The organism is Acaryochloris sp. 'Moss Beach' (assembly GCF_021497025.1).
Lineage (GTDB): Bacteria > Cyanobacteriota > Cyanobacteriia > Thermosynechococcales > Thermosynechococcaceae > Acaryochloris > Acaryochloris marina_A.
In genome coordinates, this window is record NZ_CP071717.1 from 327,435 (window position 1) to 348,874 (window position 21,440).

General features: G+C 48.4%; 20 protein-coding genes, 1 tRNA gene and 1 pseudogene. 8 read left to right on the forward strand and 14 right to left on the reverse strand.

Going from position 1 to position 21,440, the window contains the following annotated elements; all coding sequences use genetic code 11:
- Window positions 1-2: 2 nt before the first annotated feature.
- Window positions 3-1,037: a phosphate acyltransferase PlsX gene (gene plsX / locus HRE53_RS01580; protein WP_212661931.1), complete on the reverse strand. Its 1,035-nt coding sequence runs from the start codon at window positions 1,035-1,037 to the stop codon at window positions 3-5.
- Window positions 1,038-1,329: 292 nt separating this feature from the next.
- Window positions 1,330-1,411: transfer RNA gene (locus HRE53_RS01585), tRNA-Leu, on the reverse strand.
- A 227-nt stretch (window positions 1,412-1,638) separates the two neighbouring features.
- On the opposite strand from HRE53_RS01585, the gene HRE53_RS01590 reads away from it, so the two are divergent.
- Both HRE53_RS01590 and HRE53_RS01595 read left to right on the forward strand, forming a co-directional pair.
- Window positions 1,639-2,892 carry a DUF445 domain-containing protein gene (locus HRE53_RS01590; RefSeq protein ID WP_396133441.1) on the forward strand — a complete coding sequence of 418 codons (1,254 nt, stop codon included), beginning with the start codon at window positions 1,639-1,641 and terminating at the stop codon, window positions 2,890-2,892.
- 177 nt (window positions 2,893-3,069) lie between these two features.
- Complete coding sequence (locus HRE53_RS01595) at window positions 3,070-4,071, forward strand: ABC transporter ATP-binding protein (RefSeq protein WP_235108823.1); 1,002 nt, start codon at window positions 3,070-3,072, stop codon at window positions 4,069-4,071.
- Here the strand turns inward: HRE53_RS01595 and HRE53_RS01600 are convergent.
- The 3 genes from HRE53_RS01600 to HRE53_RS01610 form a co-directional block, all read right to left on the reverse strand.
- Entirely contained in the window at window positions 4,068-4,877 is an 810-nt protein-coding gene (locus HRE53_RS01600) for a Stp1/IreP family PP2C-type Ser/Thr phosphatase (RefSeq protein ID WP_212661935.1), read from the reverse strand. The two genes, HRE53_RS01595 and HRE53_RS01600, sit on opposite strands and share 4 nt — an antisense overlap.
- 131 nt (window positions 4,878-5,008) lie before the next feature.
- Entirely contained in the window at window positions 5,009-6,739 is a 1,731-nt protein-coding gene (locus tag HRE53_RS01605; protein WP_235108824.1) for an AarF/ABC1/UbiB kinase family protein, read from the reverse strand.
- Entirely contained in the window at window positions 6,739-7,056 is a 318-nt protein-coding gene (locus HRE53_RS01610) for a DUF6825 family protein (RefSeq protein ID WP_212661937.1), read from the reverse strand. Before HRE53_RS01610 ends, HRE53_RS01605 begins: the two co-directional genes overlap by 1 nt.
- Before the next feature lie 341 nt (window positions 7,057-7,397).
- Here HRE53_RS01610 and clpS point away from each other — a divergent pair, with 341 nt between their 5' ends.
- Complete coding sequence (gene clpS, locus HRE53_RS01615) at window positions 7,398-7,679, forward strand: ATP-dependent Clp protease adapter ClpS (RefSeq protein ID WP_212661938.1); 282 nt, start codon at window positions 7,398-7,400, stop codon at window positions 7,677-7,679.
- Between the two features lie 139 nt (window positions 7,680-7,818).
- On the opposite strand, the gene HRE53_RS01620 is transcribed toward clpS, so the two are convergent.
- From HRE53_RS01620 to HRE53_RS01630, 3 genes are all read right to left on the reverse strand, one after another.
- The gene (locus HRE53_RS01620) at window positions 7,819-8,181 is read right to left on the reverse strand and encodes a hypothetical protein (protein WP_235108825.1); all 363 of its coding nucleotides are present in this window, start codon (window positions 8,179-8,181) and stop codon (window positions 7,819-7,821) included.
- 108 nt (window positions 8,182-8,289) lie between these two features.
- Complete coding sequence (locus HRE53_RS01625) at window positions 8,290-8,667, reverse strand: hypothetical protein (RefSeq protein ID WP_235108826.1); 378 nt, start codon at window positions 8,665-8,667, stop codon at window positions 8,290-8,292.
- Window positions 8,668-8,805: 138 nt separating this feature from the next.
- A complete protein-coding gene (locus HRE53_RS01630) occupies window positions 8,806-10,149 on the reverse strand; it encodes a 16S rRNA (cytosine(967)-C(5))-methyltransferase (RefSeq protein ID WP_235108827.1) in 1,344 nt (447 codons plus the stop codon).
- A 169-nt stretch (window positions 10,150-10,318) separates the two neighbouring features.
- Here HRE53_RS01630 and HRE53_RS01635 point away from each other — a divergent pair, with 169 nt between their 5' ends.
- From HRE53_RS01635 to HRE53_RS01650, 3 genes and pseudogenes are all read left to right on the forward strand, one after another.
- The gene (locus tag HRE53_RS01635) at window positions 10,319-11,071 is read left to right on the forward strand and encodes an ABC transporter ATP-binding protein (protein WP_235108828.1); all 753 of its coding nucleotides are present in this window, start codon (window positions 10,319-10,321) and stop codon (window positions 11,069-11,071) included.
- A pseudogene (locus HRE53_RS34840) lies at window positions 11,068-13,675 on the forward strand (ABC transporter permease). The gene HRE53_RS01635 and the pseudogene HRE53_RS34840 overlap by 4 nt, the downstream one beginning before the upstream one ends.
- A gap of 2 nt (window positions 13,676-13,677) precedes the next feature.
- Window positions 13,678-14,799: a lipocalin-like domain-containing protein gene (locus HRE53_RS01650; protein ID WP_235108830.1), complete on the forward strand. Its 1,122-nt coding sequence runs from the start codon at window positions 13,678-13,680 to the stop codon at window positions 14,797-14,799.
- A gap of 75 nt (window positions 14,800-14,874) precedes the next feature.
- Here HRE53_RS01650 and HRE53_RS01655 read toward each other — a convergent pair whose 3' ends face one another.
- Window positions 14,875-15,165, reverse strand: a complete 291-nt coding sequence (locus tag HRE53_RS01655; RefSeq protein WP_212661944.1) for a helix-turn-helix transcriptional regulator — start codon at window positions 15,163-15,165, stop codon at window positions 14,875-14,877.
- The gene (locus HRE53_RS01660) at window positions 15,155-15,478 is read right to left on the reverse strand and encodes a type II toxin-antitoxin system RelE/ParE family toxin (protein ID WP_315876538.1); all 324 of its coding nucleotides are present in this window, start codon (window positions 15,476-15,478) and stop codon (window positions 15,155-15,157) included. The genes HRE53_RS01655 and HRE53_RS01660 overlap by 11 nt, the downstream gene beginning before the upstream one ends.
- A 71-nt stretch (window positions 15,479-15,549) precedes the next feature.
- Here HRE53_RS01660 and HRE53_RS01665 point away from each other — a divergent pair, with 71 nt between their 5' ends.
- Entirely contained in the window at window positions 15,550-15,876 is a 327-nt protein-coding gene (locus tag HRE53_RS01665; protein ID WP_235108832.1) for a hypothetical protein, read from the forward strand.
- A 7-nt stretch (window positions 15,877-15,883) separates the two neighbouring features.
- On the forward strand, window positions 15,884-16,723 hold the full coding sequence (locus HRE53_RS01670; protein WP_235107629.1) for a transposase: 840 nt from the start codon (window positions 15,884-15,886) through the stop codon (window positions 16,721-16,723).
- 167 nt (window positions 16,724-16,890) lie between these two features.
- Here the strand turns inward: HRE53_RS01670 and HRE53_RS01675 are convergent, their stop codons facing one another.
- The 4 genes from HRE53_RS01675 to HRE53_RS01690 all read right to left on the reverse strand — a co-directional run bounded on the left by HRE53_RS01675 (window position 16,891) and on the right by HRE53_RS01690 (window position 21,374).
- The gene (locus HRE53_RS01675) at window positions 16,891-17,844 is read right to left on the reverse strand and encodes a hypothetical protein (RefSeq protein WP_235108833.1); all 954 of its coding nucleotides are present in this window, start codon (window positions 17,842-17,844) and stop codon (window positions 16,891-16,893) included.
- Between the two features lie 72 nt (window positions 17,845-17,916).
- The gene (recJ, locus tag HRE53_RS01680; protein WP_235108834.1) at window positions 17,917-20,259 is read right to left on the reverse strand and encodes a single-stranded-DNA-specific exonuclease RecJ; all 2,343 of its coding nucleotides are present in this window, start codon (window positions 20,257-20,259) and stop codon (window positions 17,917-17,919) included.
- A complete protein-coding gene (locus tag HRE53_RS01685) occupies window positions 20,249-20,413 on the reverse strand; it encodes a hypothetical protein (protein WP_212661948.1) in 165 nt (54 codons plus the stop codon). The genes recJ and HRE53_RS01685 overlap by 11 nt, the downstream gene beginning before the upstream one ends.
- Before the next feature lie 190 nt (window positions 20,414-20,603).
- Window positions 20,604-21,374: a hypothetical protein gene (locus HRE53_RS01690; RefSeq protein WP_235108835.1), complete on the reverse strand. Its 771-nt coding sequence runs from the start codon at window positions 21,372-21,374 to the stop codon at window positions 20,604-20,606.
- Window positions 21,375-21,440: the final 66 nt, after the last annotated feature.

Consider the following 21,440-nt stretch of genomic DNA (forward strand, 5'->3'; position numbering starts at 1 on the left):
GTTTATTCTCCATTGGAGGCGGCTGTCACCGTCTGTTGATAACAAGACTGAATACGCTGGGATACCTGATTATCCGCAGCTTCTTTTGCCAACCGAATGGCATTAAAGATGGAAGGAGCTTGGGAACTGCCGTGACTAATGATAGAGACACCAGCAACCCCTAAGAGTAATCCTCCACCATGCTCAGCATGGTCCATCCGCTGTTTAATCCGACGCAAATTGGGTTTTAAGATGCCTGTCCCCACCTTGCCGTGAATCCCTCTAGGAAGCTCTTCTCGCAAAATCTGGAGGGCAACTTCGCCAACGGCTTCTGCAAACTTAAGTAATACATTTCCCGTAAAGCCATCACAAACAATGACATCAAACTGGCCTGAGAGCACATCTCGCCCCTCAGCATTGCCAATAAAGTCAACGTGGGGATTCTGTTCTAACAATTGATAGGTTTGAACAGACACCTCATTGCCCTTACAGGATTCCTCACCAATATTAAGTAATCCGACTTTGGGCGCTTCTGTCCCTAAAACATACTCGCTATAGATGGTGCCCATGGTGGCAAACTGATCGAGGAAGGCAGGGCGACAGTCTACATTGGCCCCGACATCAAGCACCAACACGGGCTTCCCAGCAATAATGGTGGGGAAAACACCGCCAATAGCAGGTCGATCAATCCCTGGGATTCGACCGAGGCGAAGCAAGGCGGCAGCCATTGCGGCTCCAGAATGGCCTGCAGAAACAACAGCATCAGCCTTTTTCTTTTTGACTAAATCCATCGCTACGTTGATCGAGGCTTTGCGCTTACGACGAAGAGCACTGATGGGCTCTTCATTCATCTCGATCAACCCTTCCGAAGGGATGATTTCAACGGGGACGGAATCAGAATGGCTTTTGATTGAAGCTTCAAGGCGGTCAGGATCACCGACGAGTAAAACATCTGCATCCAGTTCTGCTTGGGCTCTTAAGGCACCAGCAACAATCTCATCTGGGGCATGGTCGCCCCCCATGGCGTCAATGGCAATACGTGCGCGAGTGGCTCCCATGTGGCAATCTTATAGAATCTTTAAGCATTTTAACAGATTGTCTTAGTCTAACTTAACGGAACCCACTTAAATCCAAAGTATTGGTAATGAAGTGGCTTTCGCTAGGATGTACGACACTTGCGATCGCAGACTAAGTACACCTAAGGCAGTCAACACAGTTAATGCTTGGATGCTGACCCTACAGACATCCTATAACACTCCCATCCGGATTCAATAAAAACGACGCAATAAGTTAGCTGTAACCTCAACCTTTCTGAAGGAGATGGGTTACGCTCTACTATCTGAGAGAGAATGCGGACGAAAGGACTTGAACCTTCACACCTTGCAGTACTAGAACCTAAATCTAGCGCGTCTACCAATTCCGCCACGTCCGCAAATTTGGCTTTACTATCATAGCGCAGCTTTTGGCGAGAAACAGCAGTCTGCCAAAAATCCTGTGAAAAAATATTGTTGGTAACCTTTCAAGTTTGATTCAAGTCAATCTCGATTAAAAGCTACAACTACCGAAGCAAACCGATAATAACTGCCAAAATTCAACTAGTTTGCTCTCAAGATCGCACATGGATTAATTGAGGGTAAGCTTTTGTTCAGAGGGCACTGTTTGTGCATTGATGAGGCAAAAGGATTGGACTGGTCTACCCTTGGCGTTGTAATCGTTCCACCGATTGCTGGTGGCATCATTGGCTATTTCACCAATGACCTCGCCATTTCCATGTTATTTAAGCCCTATCGAGCCATCAAGATAGGCAATCGTCGGCTCCCTTTTACTCCAGGGCTGATTCCTCGCAACCAGGAACGGTTAGCCCAAAAAGTGTCTGACGCGATCATGACCTCCTTGTTAACCCCAGACGAGTTGCAAGCCATTGCCCAGCGATTGCTACAAACGGAACGGGTACAAGGCGCTATTTTTTGGTTATTACAACTGGCCCTAGATCAGGTCAAGTCTGATACCGGTCAGAGAACCGCCCAAATTTTAGCCAACATCCTCAGGGACTTTGCCGATCAATCCTTACCTCGCATCATTGTGGCCCTAGCCCGTCGCGAGGATTTTCTCCAAGACCAACTCGACCAGGTGTTCGATCAGGTACTCCTGGATTTACAGCTAACAGATGATCAGGCCCAACAGCTCGCCAATTGGGTTATTAATGTTGTGGTACCACCTGATACCCTGCGACTACTGCTGATCGACTTCCTGACCGATCGAAATATTGCCATTTTAGATCGCGATCTACGCACCAAAACCAGTGGCACCTATTGGTTAGTCGCGAATGTAATGGGGGTCCAAAGTGGCTTAGTGAAGTTACGGACCTTTTGTATCGAAGAGAAATTGGCCTGCAACGCAATAGTGTCAGAATTGCTGACATCCCTGGGGATTCGACAACGTTTTGTCGAATGGTTAGCCAGTTTATCATTGCAAAATCTGCCCGTTCGAACCGTGCGACAGCTTCGACAACAATTCCGCGAAAGTGTTCGAGGATATACCCAAAATAAAGGAATTTCCGTTCTACAAAACCTGGGGACGTCCGTAGATTGGAATGAAACCGCCATGCTCATTGTCACGCGCCTGCAAACTTCTGAGGTCGTTACCACGTCCCTCAAAGACATCAGTGAGGATTTAGCCCTCATCTTGGAGCGATACTTAGAGCGTGATTTAGAAATGATTGTGATAAAGGCCCTGCCCATCTTAAATCTCGACCAGGTGATCATCGATCGTGTCAATCACACTGCTCCAGAAGATTTAGAGGCCGCCATTCAGGGCATCGTTAAAACAGAATTACGAGCTATCGTAATTCTGGGAGGGGTTCTGGGGATTGTCATCGGATTATTGCAGTCCTTAATTCTGTTATTTTCCTGAAAGACAAGGCGGTCGGCCCAATAACCTGAGATAGGAAAAGTTCTAAAACCAGGCATCCTTTTCTCTCTAAAGTACAGCTAGGTTTAAGAGTTAATCAAAACTAGGGAAAGATAAGGAGAGAATTTATGTTGTCTATTTATCTAAAAGATTGATCACCTTTTCTCATTCCCCAAAGTCATGAGTTCCGAACCTAAAGTTATACCTACATCCAGCAATCCTGCATCATCTGAGCAGACCGAACAGCAACCCATCATCCAAACCTTCAGTTTACAGAAGACCTATCGAACTGGATTCTGGATGAACAAAACGGTCACCTCCCTGCAACAATGTAGTGTTCAGGTCATGCCGGGTGAAACGTTTGGTCTACTGGGACCCAATGGTGCTGGGAAAACCACCTTATTAAAGATCCTCTTGGGTCTTGCTAAACCCTCTGCAGGCAGAGGATTTCTATTGGGCAAGCCTTTAGGCGATCGGTCAGCCAAGCAGTATATCGGCTATTTACCCGAAAACGCTTACTTCTACGACTACTTAACAGGGTGGGAATTTCTCAAATATGCAGCGGGTCTTTTCCAAATCCCTGAAAAAGTCCAAAAACGACGTATCCCAGAACTATTAGACATGGTGGGATTAGATCGTAAAACTGCCAAGAAAAAACAAATGCGACGCTATTCCAAGGGGATGCTGCAACGGGTCGGCATGGCTCAAGCGTTGATCAATGATCCGAAACTCGTATTTTTAGATGAGCCCATGTCAGGTCTCGATCCCATGGGCCGGTACCAAATGCGGGAAATTATTCTATCCCTAAAAGAGCAAGGCAAGACCGTATTCTTCAATAGCCATGTCCTGTCCGATGTGGAAATAATTTGCGATCGCGTCGCCATACTGGCCTTAGGAGAACTGATCTGCGAAGGTACCCTGGAACAACTTTTAGGTGCAAACACCCAACATTACCAAGTAAAAGGGAGAGGGGGCAGCCCAGAAGTCCTCTCAGAATTTCTGATAGATTTCGAGATGCAAGCCGAGCAATGGCACGGCCAGCTTCAAGGCGATCCACAAACCTTTATATCCAAGCTAGGAAGTATGGGGGGCACCTTGTTCGAGATGAAGCTGATGCGGCAGTCTTTAGAAGAATTCTTTATTAAACAACTCCGGCAGCGAGGCATTCAAAAGAGCCGCTAAGCTTCGTTGAGATCACCAGTAGGATCATCGTCCATAACAGGCGTATCAGACCAACTCGAACTTTCTTCTTCTTCGCCTTCACCCAGGGCAACGAGCACCACTGTAATATTGTCTTGCCCACCTTCGTCTTTCGCCGCTTCGACTAAAGCACCTGCAACCGTCTCGCAGGGATGCTTAGCCTCAAAGAAAGGAGAAATTTGCTCATCTGCTAGCTCTTCTGTTAAGCCATCACTACAAAGCAACAACTGATCGCCAGACTTGACATCCAGCTGTTGGATGCCAATTTCATCTAGCTCTTCACGTCCCAAGCACTGCGCAAGGACATGGCGCCAAGGATGGGTTCGAGCCTGATCTTTTGTCAACAAACCAGATTTAACGGCTTGAGAAATCCAGGTATGATCTTCTGTGATCTGGGCTAACTGGGATCCTCTCCATCGGTACAACCGTGAATCACCAATATGAGCGCACCAAGGTTGTCCTTGGGTAGGGAATAAAACCACTACAACGGTAGTTCCCATATCCGCCCGTGCAGGGAAGTCTTTTTGATTCTGGATAATATCTTGATTAGCTTTCAGTAGCGCTTTTTTCAATAGATCAGGTGGATTAAGCTGGTCTTGCCAATTTTCCACCAAAAACTTCTGAATGGTTTCAGCGGCAATCCGGCTCGCTTCTTCGCCACCCGCATGGCCCCCCATCCCATCCGCCACGATAAAAAATCGGCCTTCGGGCTCATCAATCCGGTAAGAGTCCTGGTTCGCCTTACGGACTAACCCTTGATCACTAAGGCCTGCAAACAGACGTTTCATATTAGTTTCAACGATTCTATAATTCCTCTACTGTGATTACCATCTGCTTCAATTTACGAAGATGATATAAAGCCTCAGACATTCAAATAGTGTAGCGAAAAAAGCACCTTTCCTGATTTGCCTCTAAAATGCTACAACATTCGTTCAAAACTGTCATAACGTTTCATTCTTAATAGAAGCCGCAGGAAGACAATAGCGGCTATGGTGGCAGCGAGTGCTGCGACCGCTGCGAGCCACACATACTTATTAACCAGCAAAATGGTTGCGGAGAGCGTAAACGTACCGATGAGCAAGGCATAGTTTGTGCCCATATGGGTTAAATTAAGTCGCCGCAAGATCCGGTCTGTTTCCACCGAACGTACCCGCATACGGAGGTCACCCTGTTCTAACTTATCCAGGGTATCTTCCATCCGTCGGGGTAAGCCCAGGGCGGTATTGCTGACCTGGGCAGCCTGCCGCCCCAACTCTCCCAACAGATCACCGTTTTGATTATTTGAAAATCCACCGTTGGTCATAAGTTCTGCTGCAAAGGGTTCTGCAACCTCCATAAAGTTAAACGTGGGATCTAGCCCCCGCCCCACTCCTTCTAGAGTAGAAAAGGCTCGCATGACAAATGTAAACGTTGCGGGGAAACGAAAGGGTTGATCATAGGCAATTTCAAATAGATCATCGCCAATTTGAGCAACAGACTGTTTATCAAACGGCTGCCCCATAAAATTATCCAACATATATTGGATCGAGCGCCGGATCGGACCCATATCATCTACAGGTAATAGTGCCCCCAAATCGATCAAAGAGGCAATCACTTTATTCGCATCTTTTTGAGCAAACCCGAAAAACGTCTTCAACAGCTTCTCTCGAGTTAACGTCGTAATCTGGCCCATCATGCCGAAATCATAGAAGATTAGCTTTCCATCTGAACTCACAGCTAAGTTGCCAGGATGGGGGTCTGCATGGAAAAATCCATCCGTTAATAGCTGATACAGATAGGCTTTTGCACTGAGCTGAGCAATGCGCTTTCGATCGATACCTGCAGCGTCAATGGCATCATAATTACTAATCTTAAGACCTGGGACATACTCCAGGGTTAGCACTCGTGGCGTTGCATATCGCCAAAAGACTCGGGGCACATAGACCCATTCTTGATCCCGGAAATTGCGCCGAAACTGATCCGCATTGCGGCCTTCGTTTAAATAGTCAATTTCTTCATAGAGGATTTTGCAACATTCTTCATAAATGCCTAGCCAGTCTCGTCCAGGCCCCCATTTAGGGTGATTTTGAAAATAATGGGCAATGCCTTTTAAAATTCTCAGGTCTATGTCAAACAGCTTTTTGAGTCCAGGGCGCTGGATCTTGGCGACAACCTCTTCCCCTGACTGCAGTTGGGCACGGTGCACTTGACCTAAGCTAGCCGCAGCTAGAGGAACTGGATCAAAACTGCAAAACAACTCTGGAATGGTACGGCCAAAATCCTTCTCAATAATTCGTTCTACAATCTCGTAGCTGAAGGCAGGCACACGATCCTGGAGCTTGGATAGCTCTTCTACATACTCCGCTGGGAATAAATCTGCACGAGTTGAGAACAACTGCCCAACCTTAATAAAGGTTGGGCCCAGATCAAGTAAGGTTTCCCGAATCCAGGCCGCCTGTTTTCGCCGTCGAGTCGCTCGTTTGTCTTCCGTCATCCCTCCCGGATAACTCCAAGACTTACTCAACCACCACCGAGAGCTCAGCAGCTGCAACACAAAGGTCCAAATATCCAGGAAACGACGTTGGCGAGAATAGCTCTCTCGATTCCAGCGATAGGCTTTGGGATTTTGTTTTGGGAAAGTCAACTCAGAGGATGAAACTGACACAGGCACTAACCAGAATGGCTGCGGTAGTTTTGCAGAGCTGAACGGAGTTGGGCAATTTCTGCCCGCAACTCATCAATCGTTTCTTGTAAATCATCAGAATTAGCGGTACTGGAAGCCGACGAGTAGCTTTGGGGATTGCGGGCTGCTTCTGAGTCAGCTCTCTCCATGACCTGGTCGGTAAAATGGCGGATTTTTTCCCGTTGCTCAGCATCAAACTTACCCACATTGCTGAGGGTATCTGTCAATTGATGCTCTAGCTCTTCATATAAAACTTCAGCAGTAGCTCTACCCAAGAAAAATGCGCGGATTAGAGGGTTGGTCATGGGATAGTTACATTACGATGGCTTCGCAGAAATTATAACTTGCCTCTTTGCACTCCTGCTCTAACTTGGACCGATAGAGTCATCATGGAGCAGATGAATCCAGGCAAAAACTGGGGAGTAACACCATCAAACATCAAGACTATATCAAGGTAAAAATCAGGAAAACCTCTTGAATTGATGACAAGGGAGGGGTTACTCCCAAAAGGTTTCAAAGTTAAAATGGAGTTGTAAAAGCAATCCTTTGTCGAATACCATTCAGATTTAGGCGAACACTGCAGGAAGTCTGCAGATGTTTTAGAATCTCTCTGTTGTAATTCAATCCCTACTTGAGCCAAACGACGATGTCTGTTGAAACACTTGAAAAACGCTCTACAAGCCGAAAACTGGCACCAAAGTACCGTGTTTTGCTCCACAACGATGATTTCAACCCGATGGAACATGTCGTCCAAGTGTTAACACAAACCATCCCCAATTTGACCCAACCCCAAGCGGTCAGTGTGATGATGGAAGCTCATACCAATGGAATTGCCCTCGTCATCACTTGCGCCTTCGAACATGCGGAGTTCTACTGTGAAACCCTTAAAATGCATGGCTTAACAAGCACCATAGAACCTGACGAGTAAGAGGCAACAAGGGCGGAAATATCAGCTCCGTCATACCTACTGATGGCCAACACACCATTCTCAATCGCTACAAATAGAATGCCTTCTTCATCCAAGGTGAGACATTTTGTTGAAAGCGAGGCTTGATGGTAGTACCAGCCTATTCTCCACTGACCATATACCAGCGCCCCTCTTTTTGGATGAGAAAAACTTTCCCATCCTCTTTGCCATGTTCGTTGTTGAGACTTACCGTTGCTTTGTCGCCATTAATTTGTGACTGGGCCAGACTTCCTTTAGAAATATCGGCTGAAAAGCGCTCCTGTAATTCCGTTTCCGCATCCCCTAGATCGCAAATTTTTTGAATTCCTTGATCTGCTTCTGGAGCACATAATCCCCTTAGTTCCTCGTAGTTTTTAGAAGTAGCAACGTCAAAAACTTTTTGAACGACCCCTTCAGGGGTTGAGTGCACCCCATGATCTGCACAAGCTGTTATCAGTAACACCAGCAAACCTAGCCGCCGCATAGCCACCATCCCTCATGCGTCATCTATCTTTAGCCCATCAGGTTCAAGGCTAATTCCACCAATTTTCGGGGTAGACCTCAAACCTAATTCATCAAACAAGTCTAAATACTACTCTTGGAAACGCTGCAAATACCAACTGCCATTTTCCTGAATGAGTTCAAATTGAAGGGAATTTTTTTGATTCGGACTCATGACTGCTTTTACAGTTGCCGTATAGCCGCTAAATTCTGTACTTCCCCTTATTTTTGCAGTTAAGAAGCGATCTATAAACTTCTCTTTTTGATCCGGTTGAGCTTCAGAAATTTCGCAGATAATGTTAGCCGTCGTTTCTGCCTGGGGGGCACACAAACGATTCAGCTGCCTGAGGTCTTTTGTTTTTGCCGAATCAAAAATTCTTTGAATCACCCCTTCAGGGGTAGATTGAGTACTCCCCTGACAGGCAGTAATGGTCAGTAGTGAGAAAAATAAGATGAGCTTTCTCAGCATGAGATAGAGGCTCGAAAAAGGGGGCAGAAGTGATTGATGTGGCAGATTATACACAAAATCAGATTTCGAGACCTAAACGTAAAACCTCGTTTTATGAAGTACCAATAACAATTATCAAACTGGGTATCATTTATGGGTTCACTCACTCTGCACCTGTCGCAGGATGGCCATAAAGAATCCATCCATTTTTTGCTGATGGGGCCAAATCTTGAGGTTACTGGGTGCCCCTACAGTTGGCACCCGATCAGTCCTGGGCTGCTGGGCTTGCCATTGGGGCATTTGCGCCAGAAATTGGTCAATTATGTTTTCATTTTCTTGGGGCTGGAGGGTGCAGGTGGAATAGAGGAGCGTCCCTCCAGCCTTCACCCAACGGGCACTATTCAGGAGTAGGTCTAGCTGCAGCTTTGATAGGGCTTGAGTATGGTCTGGAGTTTGACGCCAACGGGCATCGGCATGGCGATGTAAGGTGCCTAAGCCTGAGCAGGGAGCATCCACCAACACGTAGTCTGCCAGGGGAATCTGGTCTGAGAGTTGCCGACTGTCCCCGGTCCAGATTTGGACTGCATCGATCTCTAAACGTTGCAGATTTTGCTTGAGTTTGCGTAGACGAGACGGGGTGCGATCGCAAGCCCAAATCTCTCCCTGACCCTGCATCAGCTCAGCCATATGGGTGGTTTTCCCGCCTGGTGCCGCACAGACATCTAGGGCAATGGCTCCTGGTTGAGGGTTCAGCAGATGCCCTACGAGCTGAGCACTAGCCTCTTGCACGGTCCACAACCCCTCCTGGAAACCCGGCAGTTGCGGAATAGGACCTGATTTACCTTCAATTCTGAGGGCTTGGGGCAAATGAGGGAGTGGAGTTGTTGTTACCCCTGCTGCTGCAAATAGGGATCCAACAGACTCCCGATCCGTCTTCAGGGAGTTAATCCGTAAATCAATATGGGGAGGCTGGTTGCAGTAGTCACAGAGTTGTTCCGTTTCTTCTGGCCCCAGTTGGTCATTCCAAACCTGCACAATCCAATCAGGATAGCTATATAAGATGCCTAATCGCTGAATGGGATCGGAGGGTAATTCTAGAGGGTCATTATGGTTGGCTGCGGCCCGCGTATATTGCCGGAGCAATCCATTGACCACCCCCGACAACCCCGACAGTTGGTTCTGCTTGGCTAGCTCTACGGTCGTAAAAATAGCTGCGGCATCGGGAATATGGTCTAGATAGCGCAGTTGATACAGCCCGAGATGGAGTAAGGTCCGCAGATCAGGGGGCTGCTGATGGGCAGGCTTTTTGGCAAATTGATCAATCAAGGCATCCAAAGTGCGTTGACGGCGGACACTGCCGTAGAGCAGCTCAGTCAAGAGGCGGCGGTCCAGATCGAGTATCGTTTTTGGCATCACCCGACTAAGGGCAACATCCGCATAAGCTCCTCGATGAACTGCTTTGAGACCCTGATAAGCCAGTTGTCGAGGATTGGGATTGCTCATTAAGTCCTTGGATTAAAACAGGCTACCGCTTAGACTTACCACGAAACCCGCTCTAGGGCAGTCCTTAGAATGGCGGTCTTGTCTGTCGCTCCCCTTGCTCTACTGACCGAATAGCCTCAAAATGTTAACCTTTGTAAAGGAATTTCATTCTCCTTCAGGTTAATTCACGATGGCTCGGTCTTCCCCCCTACAAACGGCAGCTTCAGGTTCAGAGCCTGATAACGCCCAGTCTTTTATTCAACTGGATAAACTGGCTAAGTCTTTCCAAGAAGGAATGGTTGACCGTCAAGTCCTGCGAGAGATCACGGCTACTTTTGCTGCCGGTGAGTTTGTGGTCCTCTTGGGGCAGAGCGGCAGTGGTAAAAGTACGCTCCTGAACTTAATCAGCGGCATTGAACAGCCCACTACTGGACGCGTCACCATCAACGCCGTGGGTTTGTCCGAACTGAATGAGCGTGATCGCACGTTGTTTCGCCGTGATCGCATTGGTTTTATTTTTCAATTTTTCAATCTCATCCCCACCCTGACGGTGCTGGAGAATATCACTCTACCCCAGGAATTGGCAGGGGCATCCCAAGGAGAGGTATCGAAAAAAGCGATCGCACTTCTGCAGCGGGTCGGTCTCGCCGATCGGGAAGATGCCTTCCCGGACAAACTATCGGGCGGTCAACAACAGCGAGTCGCCATTGCCAGAGCCTTAGTCCATGACCCAATGTTGGTCTTAGCCGATGAACCCACCGGAAATCTGGATGAAGAAACGGGCCAGATTGTCCTGGACCTGCTGCTAGAACTCACCCGCTCCGCTCAGAAAACCTTAATTATGGCCACCCATAACCCCGATATTGCCAAGCTTGCCGATCGAGTGGTGCGGATGCAGGATGGTCATTTGGTGGAAGACACTCGACTGGGGACCGCCTCATGACCGCAACCATCGAACCCCAAAGTTCCAATCGTCCCCTATGGCGGATGGCCTGGCGACGGTTTCAGCAGCGCTCGTTGCAATATATTCTTTGCCTACTGGGGGTGGCCTTGGGCGTGGCCATGCTGGTGTCTATTGACCTGGCCAATGGTTCGGCTCAAACCGCCTTTGAGTTGTCTACGGATGCGATCGCAGGTCGTGCTACCCACCAAATCGAATCGATTGCCCCTGCAGGTATTGACGAGTCTGTTTATCTCCAGATTCACCAACAGGCTGGCCTCACCAAAACCGCCCCCATCGTCGATGGCTATGTCTTAGCTCCCGACTTGGGCAACCAGCCCATGCGATTAGTCGGCGTAGATCTATTTTCAGAACCTCCCTTCCGCAATTACTTTGCCCCAGAAAACCAAACTGTGGGGTTGGCAGGATTACAAACCTTTTTGACTGAACCCAACACTATTGTTCTCTCCACGGATGTGGCTCAGCGCTATCACGTGAATTTAGGTGATACCCTCACCCTTGATTTAGCAGGGCGTCTGGTTCCCGTCAGATTAGTGGGCAAGGTGCAGCCGGAGAGCACAACCACCCAGCGGGCCTTAAGCAGCCTGATTTTTACCGACATTGCCACAGCCCAAGAAATCTTACAGATGGAAGGGCACCTGAGCCATATTGATCTAATTGCCGAATCAGAAGGGGGATTTGGATACGATCGCAACCCTGCTACCAGAAGATGCCAGACTAGAAACCGCCGCTTCTCAGAAAAATGCCGTGCGGCAGATGACGGCAGCCTTTCGCCTCAATCTCACTGCCCTGAGTCTGCTGGCCCTAGTGGTGGGAATGTTTTTGATCTACAACACGGTCACCTTTAGCGTGGTTCAGCGCCGCCCCCTGTTTGGTGTGCTGCGCTGTATAGGCACTACCCCTAGACAGCTTTTTACACTGATTATGGGTGAAACCGCCATTCTCGGAATTCTCGGGTCATTCCTAGGACTGGGATTAGGGATTGTACTCGCTCGCAGTATTGTCGGTCTGATCACCCAAACCATCAACGACTTTTACTTTGTGGTCAGTGTCCAGCAGGTGGCCATCCCCCCCATTCTGTTGGTAAAGGGGATGATAATTGGCATCGGCTCTGCCCTGCTCGCCGCTTTGGTGCCTGCCATCGAAGCAATGCGCACCAGCCCTCAAACCATCTTGCAGCGATCTTCCTTAGAAAGTAAGGTGCAGGGACTTTTACCCTGGCTTTTTCTAAGTTGGGTCGTGATTACCCTAATCGGCATTGGCCTATTGCGACTTCAAGCGGGATTAGTGGTGGCCTTTGCCGGTCTATTCGCCATCGTTCTCGGATCGGCTTTGCTCACTCCCCCCGTCACCGCTGCTTTGATGAAGCTGGTGCAGCCACTCACCCAATCCTTGGGCGTGCTGGGGCGGTTGGCCCCTCGGGATATTGTTCGATCTTTAAGCCGTACTTCAGTTGCGATCGCAGCCCTAATGGTGGCGGTCTCAGTCATTGTCGGCGTCTCGATTATGGTGGGTTCCTTCCGGGTCACCGTGGTTCAATGGCTGGATCAAACCCTGCAGGCGGATATTTATGTAACGCCTCCCAGTACCACCGCTAACCGGGTCTTAGGCCAGCTCGATCCAGCCGTGGTGGCCGAAATGAAGCGTTGGCCAGGGCTAGAAGATGTGGTCACCTACAATGATGCCGATGCCACCGTTACTGCCTTTACTTATGGCGACGAGACCTTAGAGATCGAACGATCCATCAAACTGATTTCTGCTGAAGGCGATGTCTCCCACGGTCAGCGTCCCTATGCCTGGCGGCAAAACTCTATTGATCCGTGGCCTGCCCTGGATCGGGGTGAAGGCGTGATTGTCTCCGAAGCCTTGCTCTTAAAAGCTAATTTAAGCGATCCACCCACGGCAATTACGATTGATAGTCCTCAAGGTCCGCAGACCTTCCCGATCTTGGCGGTATTTTATGACTATTCCTCCGATCAAGGCACGGTAATTTTGGACAACGATCCGTTTATCCAGATCTGGGGGGATGAAGGGGTTGCTTCCATGGGCTTGTTTACGGCCCCCAATATTGATCTAGATACCGTCGTTGAGGATCTGAGAGAACGGTATCAGGGCCGCACGGACGTGGTGGTGCAATCCACTCGCAGTCTCCGGGACGGCTCCCTAGAAATTTTTGATCGCACCTTTGCCATTACCCAAGCTTTGCGTTTACTGGCCGTGATCGTGGCCTTTATCGGGGTTCTGAGCGCTTTGATGAGCCTGCAGCTAGAGCGCACCCGCGAAATTGGCATTCTTCGAGCCACGGGCATGACGCCTCAACAGCTCTGGTGGATGACCTTGCTGGAAACGGGGTTAATGGGCAATGTGGCGGGGTTTCTGGCCATGCCCCTCGGCTACGTGCTGGCCTGGATTTTAATCTATGTGATTAATGTGCGGTCCTTTGGCTGGACCCTGCAAATGCAGCTCAATCCCAGCTATTTCTGGCAGGCGTGGCTAGTGGCCATTGTGGCTGCTTTATTAGCGGGAATATATCCGGCTTGGCGATTGAGTCGGGTCACGGTGGCAAGTGCAATTCGGGAGGAGTAATCATGCAGCGATGGCTAATCAGTTTTGTTCTCAGCTTATTTTTAATCAGCAGTCCCGCTTGGGCAATGGAACAGGGCACGGTGGAATGGGCAGCCCCCGCAGAGTTTCCCGAGTTTCAAAAAGCAACAGCCCCGATCAAACTCTCGTTCCCCAAGGACTTCGGTCCCCATGAAGACTACCAAACCGAATGGTGGTACTACACGGGCAATCTAGAAACAGAATCTGGACGTCCCTTTGGCTATGAGCTAACTCTGTTTCGCCGGGGTCTTACGCCTGGTTTGCCTGACCAGCAGGGATCGGCTTGGCGCAGCAATCAAGTCTATTTCTCCCACTTCACCCTCAGCGATATTGACAATCAACAGTTTTACCCTGTGGAGCGGTTTAATCGCGGGGCCGCAGAGCTGGCAGGAGCACAGGCCAATCCCTATCGAATTTTCTTGGATGACTGGTCTATCGAAGAAGAGCAACCAGGAACAGTCCAACTTCATGCCCAAGGACCACAAACAGAACTTAACCTTCAGGTATCACTAACAACTCCTGTTCTGCAGGGTAATAACGGTTTTATTGTCAAAGGGGCTGAGCCAGGAAATGCTTCCTATTATTACTCTGTCGTCCAGCAGCCCACTCAAGGAACGGTCATTATTGAAGGAGAACCCTTCACGGTCTCAGGTTCTAGCTGGACGGATCATGAATTCGCGACCAGACCGCTTAGTCAAGGGACTCAAGGTTGGGATTGGTTTTCCCTGCAATTAGAGGAAGGTTCAGCGTTGATGCTTTATGGTCTTCGTTCAAATGATGGCTCTGACTTACCAGAATCCAGTGGAACCTATGTTAATTCTGACGGCAAGGTACTGCATTTGAACGGTGAGGATTATCAAATTCAGGTCTTGGATCGATGGATCAGTCCTAAATCTCGAACCCAGTATCCATCCAAATGGGCTATTTCTGTTCCCAAGCTTGATTTAGAAATCCAGATAGCACCGATGATGAATAATCAGGAACTACTCCTATCTACAAAGTACTGGGAAGGAGCAGTTGACATTTCAGGAACTCAATCAGATCAACCGATTCAAGGAAAAGGGTACGTTGAGCTTACGGGATATGACCGCGATCTCAACTTATAATCCATTTGAATGGGGTTTTCTCCTAGATGATTTCCTGGAATGGAGTGTTCACTTTTTCAAAACGAGGTCAAGGTACTATTGTTCTGGAATTAACGTCACTTCTAAACGACAACCCACAGCCTTGGCATATTTTCTCAAAGTGGAAAGCGACGGCGAATGCTTCCCACTACTCAAAGATGATTCTAGTCGAGTCACCGCTGTTGCCTTAGTCCCCATTTTTTGGGCAATATCCGCTTGGGTCATACCTGCTTGCTGACGGGCAGCAAGCATTTGTCTTAACAGACTAAACTCTTCTTCTAACTTGTTATATTCCTCAGCGACTTCGAGTTGTTCTAAGGCTTTGGCCTTTAGTTCTTCATGGGTCATGTTTCAACACCTCTTTTAGTCTTCGACGGGCGATCTGCAGTTCTTGCTTGGGAGTCTTTTGAGTCTTCTTCACAAAGCTATGCAGCATCACTATTTTTTCACCCACCAGGGTGCAATAAAACACTCTCGCAATTCCTTCTTTGCTCTTGACCCTCAGCTCAAATAGGCGATCGCCCATTGATCGGGTGTGAGGCATCCCCAGATTGGGACCAAACTCTAGCATGAGGTCGGTGAGCCTCAAATATCTAGCTAGCAAACCTGGAGGGAGAGCAAGTACCCTGATTGCCTGACAGAAGTAGGTCAAAGCCTTTATTTACATAGTTTATGAGAAAAGAGTGGAGAGACATGTGAGGCTAGATTTAATCACAAATCAGCGTTATTCAAATGTCAGGCCCCACCCAAATTTATCGTCAACTGTTTTCCTTTTTACGTCAACACAGCCATTATCGAGATTTACGCCATCTCATTGCTCTGGGCTGGATGGTAAGCGCCTTAATCTGTAGTGAACGCTTAAGCTTATCTGCCTGGGAATCCTATGTTCCCTGCCGAGCCAGAAAAGCCCAAAGTGTCGAGCGTCGGTGGCAACGATTTATAGCCAATCAACGCATTGATATTAACAAGCTATATGTACCTCTAGTCCTGCTAGCACTTAAGAACTGGCACTCTCATCGTCTATACCTGGCAATGGATACAACGGTGTTATGGGAATGAATATTGCATGATTCATCTATCCGTCGTCTGCTGTGGCAGAGCAGTACCATTGTTGTGGAAAGTATTAGAGCACAAGAGTGCAGCTGTCGCTTTTGAGGAATATCAACCGCTATTGCGCCAGGCCCGTTGGTTATTGCGGCAGCATCCAGATGTCATGGTGTTAGCAGATCGTGGGTTTGCGAACCATCAACTGATGAGCTGGTTACAACAGAGCCATTGGCATTACTGTCTGCGTGTCCCTTGTGATGTCCTTCTCCATGGTCCACGTCAATGTCCAAGAGAAGTCCGACAATTGTGGCCATCCAAAGGCGAAGCCCTCCTCTACCGCAATGTCGGTCTTTGGGAAGATGGCATCTATCGGTGCAATCTGGTGTTGGCTAATATCCGAGGAGTGAAAGAACCATGGGCGGTGATTACAGATGAATCACCCACGCTACAGACCTTGTGGCAATACGCTTTGAGGTTTCGGGTCGAAGAATTATTTCTCGATAGTAAGTCTGGAGTGTTTGAGCTAGAAGAGTCGAAAATTCGCTGTGCTGATGCATTAGAGAGGCTTTATCTGGTTGCTGCTGTGGCACTGCTATTCAGCACGACTCAAGGAATGGCTGTTCACATTAAAGGGCTGCGCCAACAGGTTGATCCACATTGGCGGCGAGGCATTAGTTATCTCAAAATTGGATTACGGTGGCTCAAGGGGGTAGTCCATAAAGGACGGGAGTTGTTGATGCCAGTCCCCTTGCTCTGCCATGATCCACAACCGTGTTTTGCGTCTAAAAAAGCTCAAAAGAAACACTACAACAAAATCTGGTTCTCTCGCATCCGCTCTTTACAGTGCAAGGCTTTATGAGCAGGGGAAGGCGAAGATCTGTCAGGCAGTCAGGCAAGTACCTCAGATTCAATTGCTTCAGAATAATATTGGATATTCCATGCCATAAAGAAAACATAACATATTTGTTATCTCATAGCTTTTCCCAACCTTAAAGTCAAAATTCAGTACTTGTTCAAGACTGCAGACTATTTCAACGACTGCTGAAAGGTTTGTGCCATTGCCTTAAATTCGGGCAGATAGTTCTTAGCTTGCTGTTGGCCTACCATTCCAGCCATCAGAATATATCCCCCTTCATCCGGGAAAAGCATGACCTGATACACCATCAAGTGAGTTTGAGATTTTTGATCTTTGCCTGTCGCTGTCAGTTCATAGCCCTCTAGCCCATCGATGGTTATAGGAATCGTGGTCTGGACCGATCCAATTTCAGTTTGGGCTGTTTCCAACAACCGTCGTCGTGCATATTCTTTACGATTCCCAACGAATACCTCCCCAATCGATAACGCCACAATAAACATTGGATCATTCGGGGTAGCAGTAGGAATTGTTCCATTTCGGGTGAATAGGGCTGTATTCCCCATTGCCACCCCTTGGACTTGGGCTAGGTCAGCTACCGCTTCAATCTTAAAGGGAAGTGGAGCTGCTGCCATTCGAGAAGGTTCAATGGACTGAAGAACCGTTTGCAGTGAGTGTCTCAGCTTAGATGCATGAGACTGGGGAGAGGTGGCCACAACCATCGTTGTCCGTTTAGTATCGCCAAAGAGCACAGCCCACTTCAGAAACTCCTGGCCATAGGCCTGCTGAGAAAAATACACCTTTACGCCAGCCTGCCCCTTCACTTGAGTTAACTCCTTTGAGTGCAGAATCATTCCTTTATCTGCTAGAGCAGTTTTCGTAAAGCCCTGAGTCACTTCAGCAAAGGGTCCTGGAATGGCTAACACCATCACCGATGCTCCAGTGGAAGGCTGCTGAAATCCATAGAAGCTTTCTGCTGTCTCAAAGCCTGATGGCTGAAGAATAGCAACCCCCACATCTGGGAAAGTAACGAGAGAGGGGGCTTCCTTCGCAACTTGTGCTTTTAGCTTTGCAGGGGCTGCTAGCAGGGGAATCCAAGCTATGGCTGCAATAAGTTTTCGGAGCATAATGGATGAAGCAATCAGAGAGGGAAGGGCATTGAGGAAAACATGGTGGTGGTAGCAAAGTTGCGATCGCACCTAGGAAATCGCATCGTCAGGGTCCTGGTGCTCAGCAATAATCCCACCCATCACCTCCACCGAAACGGATTGAAAGAACTGCTGCTGAAACTGCTCTTCTCGTACCGCATCCACAAATTGAAGAATGGCCTGCTGACGCTCTTCAGACGTCAAGGTTTTAACAGATGGCTTTCCACCAATTTGGATCAGATTATTATGGTCACGCACCGTAAAGCCGTACACCTGCAAACTTTCCAAGCCAACTTGAAAAGCCTGGGGGCCAATCTTCAAACTTGCCTGTAGCAAAGCCCGGCTGCCCTTTTTCTCCAACCGCGCTAAGTACTTAGCCATCCCCACTAATTGCTTCCATACGGCCACTGCATCGGGGGCATCAGAGCCTTGATAAGCGACCGCTAAGGTCTTGCCCGCCGTTTGGGCCTGCTTCGCCCAATGTTGGACCGTGGACCAGGAATCAGGGCAGTGATCCATCACCAACAGATCCGGATTAGGCTCATCTTCAATTGGGGTCTGCCGCCAATCCACAATGGGAGAATTTAAGGTCTGGGTGGGATTCTCTGCTGCGAACCGTACCGCTTCTAGGCGTACCTCATATCGTTTTTCGTAGGCATTAAAATCCAACTCTACAATCGCATCGCAATAGCCAGAGGGAATCTCCTCCTTATAATGCCCCCACCATAATCCTGGGAACCCTGATTCACAGGACACATCACAGATATGAAAGGTCGTTTTGATGTATTTAACCGTATTGCCCTTGCGATCACGGATATTCTTGTTCCAGACCTGCTCAAACCAGCAATTACGAATCAATAGCTTAGGCACTGGATTGCCCATTCCACAGGGCTCTAACAGCTTTAATTCTTTAAATAACGACCGCCCCCCATCGGCGGCTAATTGATCTAGGGTCAAAACCAAATTTGCCTTGACTATAGCTGCAGGTTCCGAGGCCTGCTGTTGCCGCGCCTGCTGATTAATGCCCTCCATCAGTAAGGGAATATTGGCAACGGGCAAACTCAATCCTGCGGCAAAGGGATGTCCGCCAAAACTCGTCAGTAGGTTCACCTGGCTATGGACCAGTTCATATAAATCGATCTGATTCACAGACCGGGCCGATCCACGGGCAAGACAAACATTGCCTTTGTCTGCCACCGTTTCTTCACACAAGAGAACCGTCGGTCGGCCATAGGTTTGAGCGATCTGACCTGCCACTAATCCCAATACACCAATCGGCCATTGTGGATCGCTTAAAACAATCACGGACGTGGTAGACAGATCGAGTTGTTCGAGCTTGCGGGTCACCTGCCGAAGCACATCTTTTTGTAGAGATTTACGACGTGCGTTCGCGAGTTCAGTTTCTTCCGCCAATTGCTGACAGCGAGCCGGATCTTTACTGGTGAGTAACTCAACGCAAAAACTAGCCTCGCCATGAATGCGACTGACCGCATTAATGCGGGGGCCAAGGCCAAAAGAAATATCGGTGGGTCGATCGCCATTACGCTTACACAGCTCTAGGAGCTTGGCAACGCCGGGTCGTGTTCGTTGGGTAAGTTGCCGTTGCAGCTGCTGAATCCCCCGTTGGGCCAAGTAGCGGCAATCTCCTTTTAGAGCGACCAGATCGGCAATCAGACCAATCGCCACCAAGTCTAATAGATGGTCTAGGGGCTGCTGAGGAACATCAGGCAAAGCCAGGTAAAGGGCTTCTACCAACTTGAACGCTACTGCTACCCCAGACAGATGGGCTAACGGATGATCGGCAGGGAAATACCGCGAGTTAATAATGGCGGTCACAGGAGGCCGTTCCGGGGGCAAAGTATGGTGATCTGTAATGATCACATCTAACCCCAGCTCGTTGGCATATTCAATTTCAGAAAGATTTGTACTCCCTGTATCGCAGGTGACGATCAGTTGGTAGCCTTGCGCAGCTAACCGCTCAATTCCAGGTCGATTAAGACCGTGGGATTCAGTAATGCGATTGGGAATCGTATACGAGAGGGAGTGATTCTGGGTAAAAAATTGTCCGAGTCCATCCCAGAAGACGGCAGTTGAGGTGATGCCATCGGCATCGAAGTCGCCCCAGATAGCTACTTTTTGGTTGCGATCGCGGGCCTGTATCAGCCGTTGAATCGCTTGTTCCATTTCTGCCCCAAAAGCAGAAGCAGGAGTGGGTTGGTATTGGTTCGGGTCTAAAAACCCGGAAATAATCTGAGGGTCGTGAATCCCCCGCTGCCAGAGTAATTGAGCTAAGTATTGACCAGATATCTCTGGCACTACACGTTGAATATCAGCAATCAGCCACTGCGGTGGCGTTACGGTTTGAATCAGATGCCATTGAAGGTCAGTGGGCATTCGCAGTTGTGTGGACAGAGTTTTGCTCAATTAGCTCATCCACTAAAGAGGAATAGTGGTGGACACCAATCTCTCCTCTAAGATAGCGCTGATACACCTCGGCGATGGCCTGCATAAGGGGCTGACCTTTGTGGGCTAATGTAGTTGTGCTCATGATGTACCGATCCCTTTTGTTAATAGTGTCAGTTAAGTCAGTTCAGACTTGTTTTTCGAATTAACTAAACAATACCGAGATCACAAACCAAACAAATCCGGAAAAATACGGATTATTTAGAAGTACCCTAAAATCTCATTTGGGAGAAAGACAAAAAGTAGACGAGCAGTTACTTTGACACCCCTTCATCTCACACAGGCGACACTTTTGCCCGGTATAAAAGCTGCTCACCCTGACGATAGCCAACATAGCGAATGCGGACTGCATCCCCTAGTATCAATGCCTGTCCAGCCATCGATACAACCTGGTGCCACTGGGGATCATAGGCCATTTCAGCTCCCACTTCGCCAATCGGGATGACCCCCCAAGACCCTAATAATTTTTCCAGAGGAATCAGTAAAGGCAACAATTTTATCGCCGGGGCATCCGGGTTTTTACGGGCAGCATAGGCCGCAGTCGGCCATTGCAATAACAAAGATTCTAGAGCCTGAATCGTAGATTTTTGGTACTCCATTAGCAGATATTCTTTCTGGGTCTGGAGCTGCTGCTGCTGGCGTTGGTATTCCTGTTGCAGCATCACAACCTTTTGCTGAAGTTCTTCATGCTTATGATCAGAGGAGTCAGGTTTTCTACGCAAATTTACGGAGATCGGCTGATTTTCTCCATCTTGAAGCTGCAATCTCCGTATTCCCACGGAGTTATTGGGAGAAAAGTTGGATAGCAATATTGCCAATTCAACTTGGAAAACCTCACTCAACAAGAGAACCTTTTGTAACCGCAAATCCAGAATTCGACCTTGTCGGATCCAGTTAATATTCGTTCTCGAAAGACCTGAGATTCGGGACAGCTCAGCAAAGCTCTTAAACCCCGATCGTTTCATCAAGTCGATCAGTATTGGGGTGTAGTCAGGAACTCCTGAAGCGTTATTTACCATCCACTCAGCCAACCAAAAACCTTGCATTCCAGAATGCAACATTTTATAGAACCACTGCAAACCCACAGGCAAACATGCTGGGTTGCCCCCTAA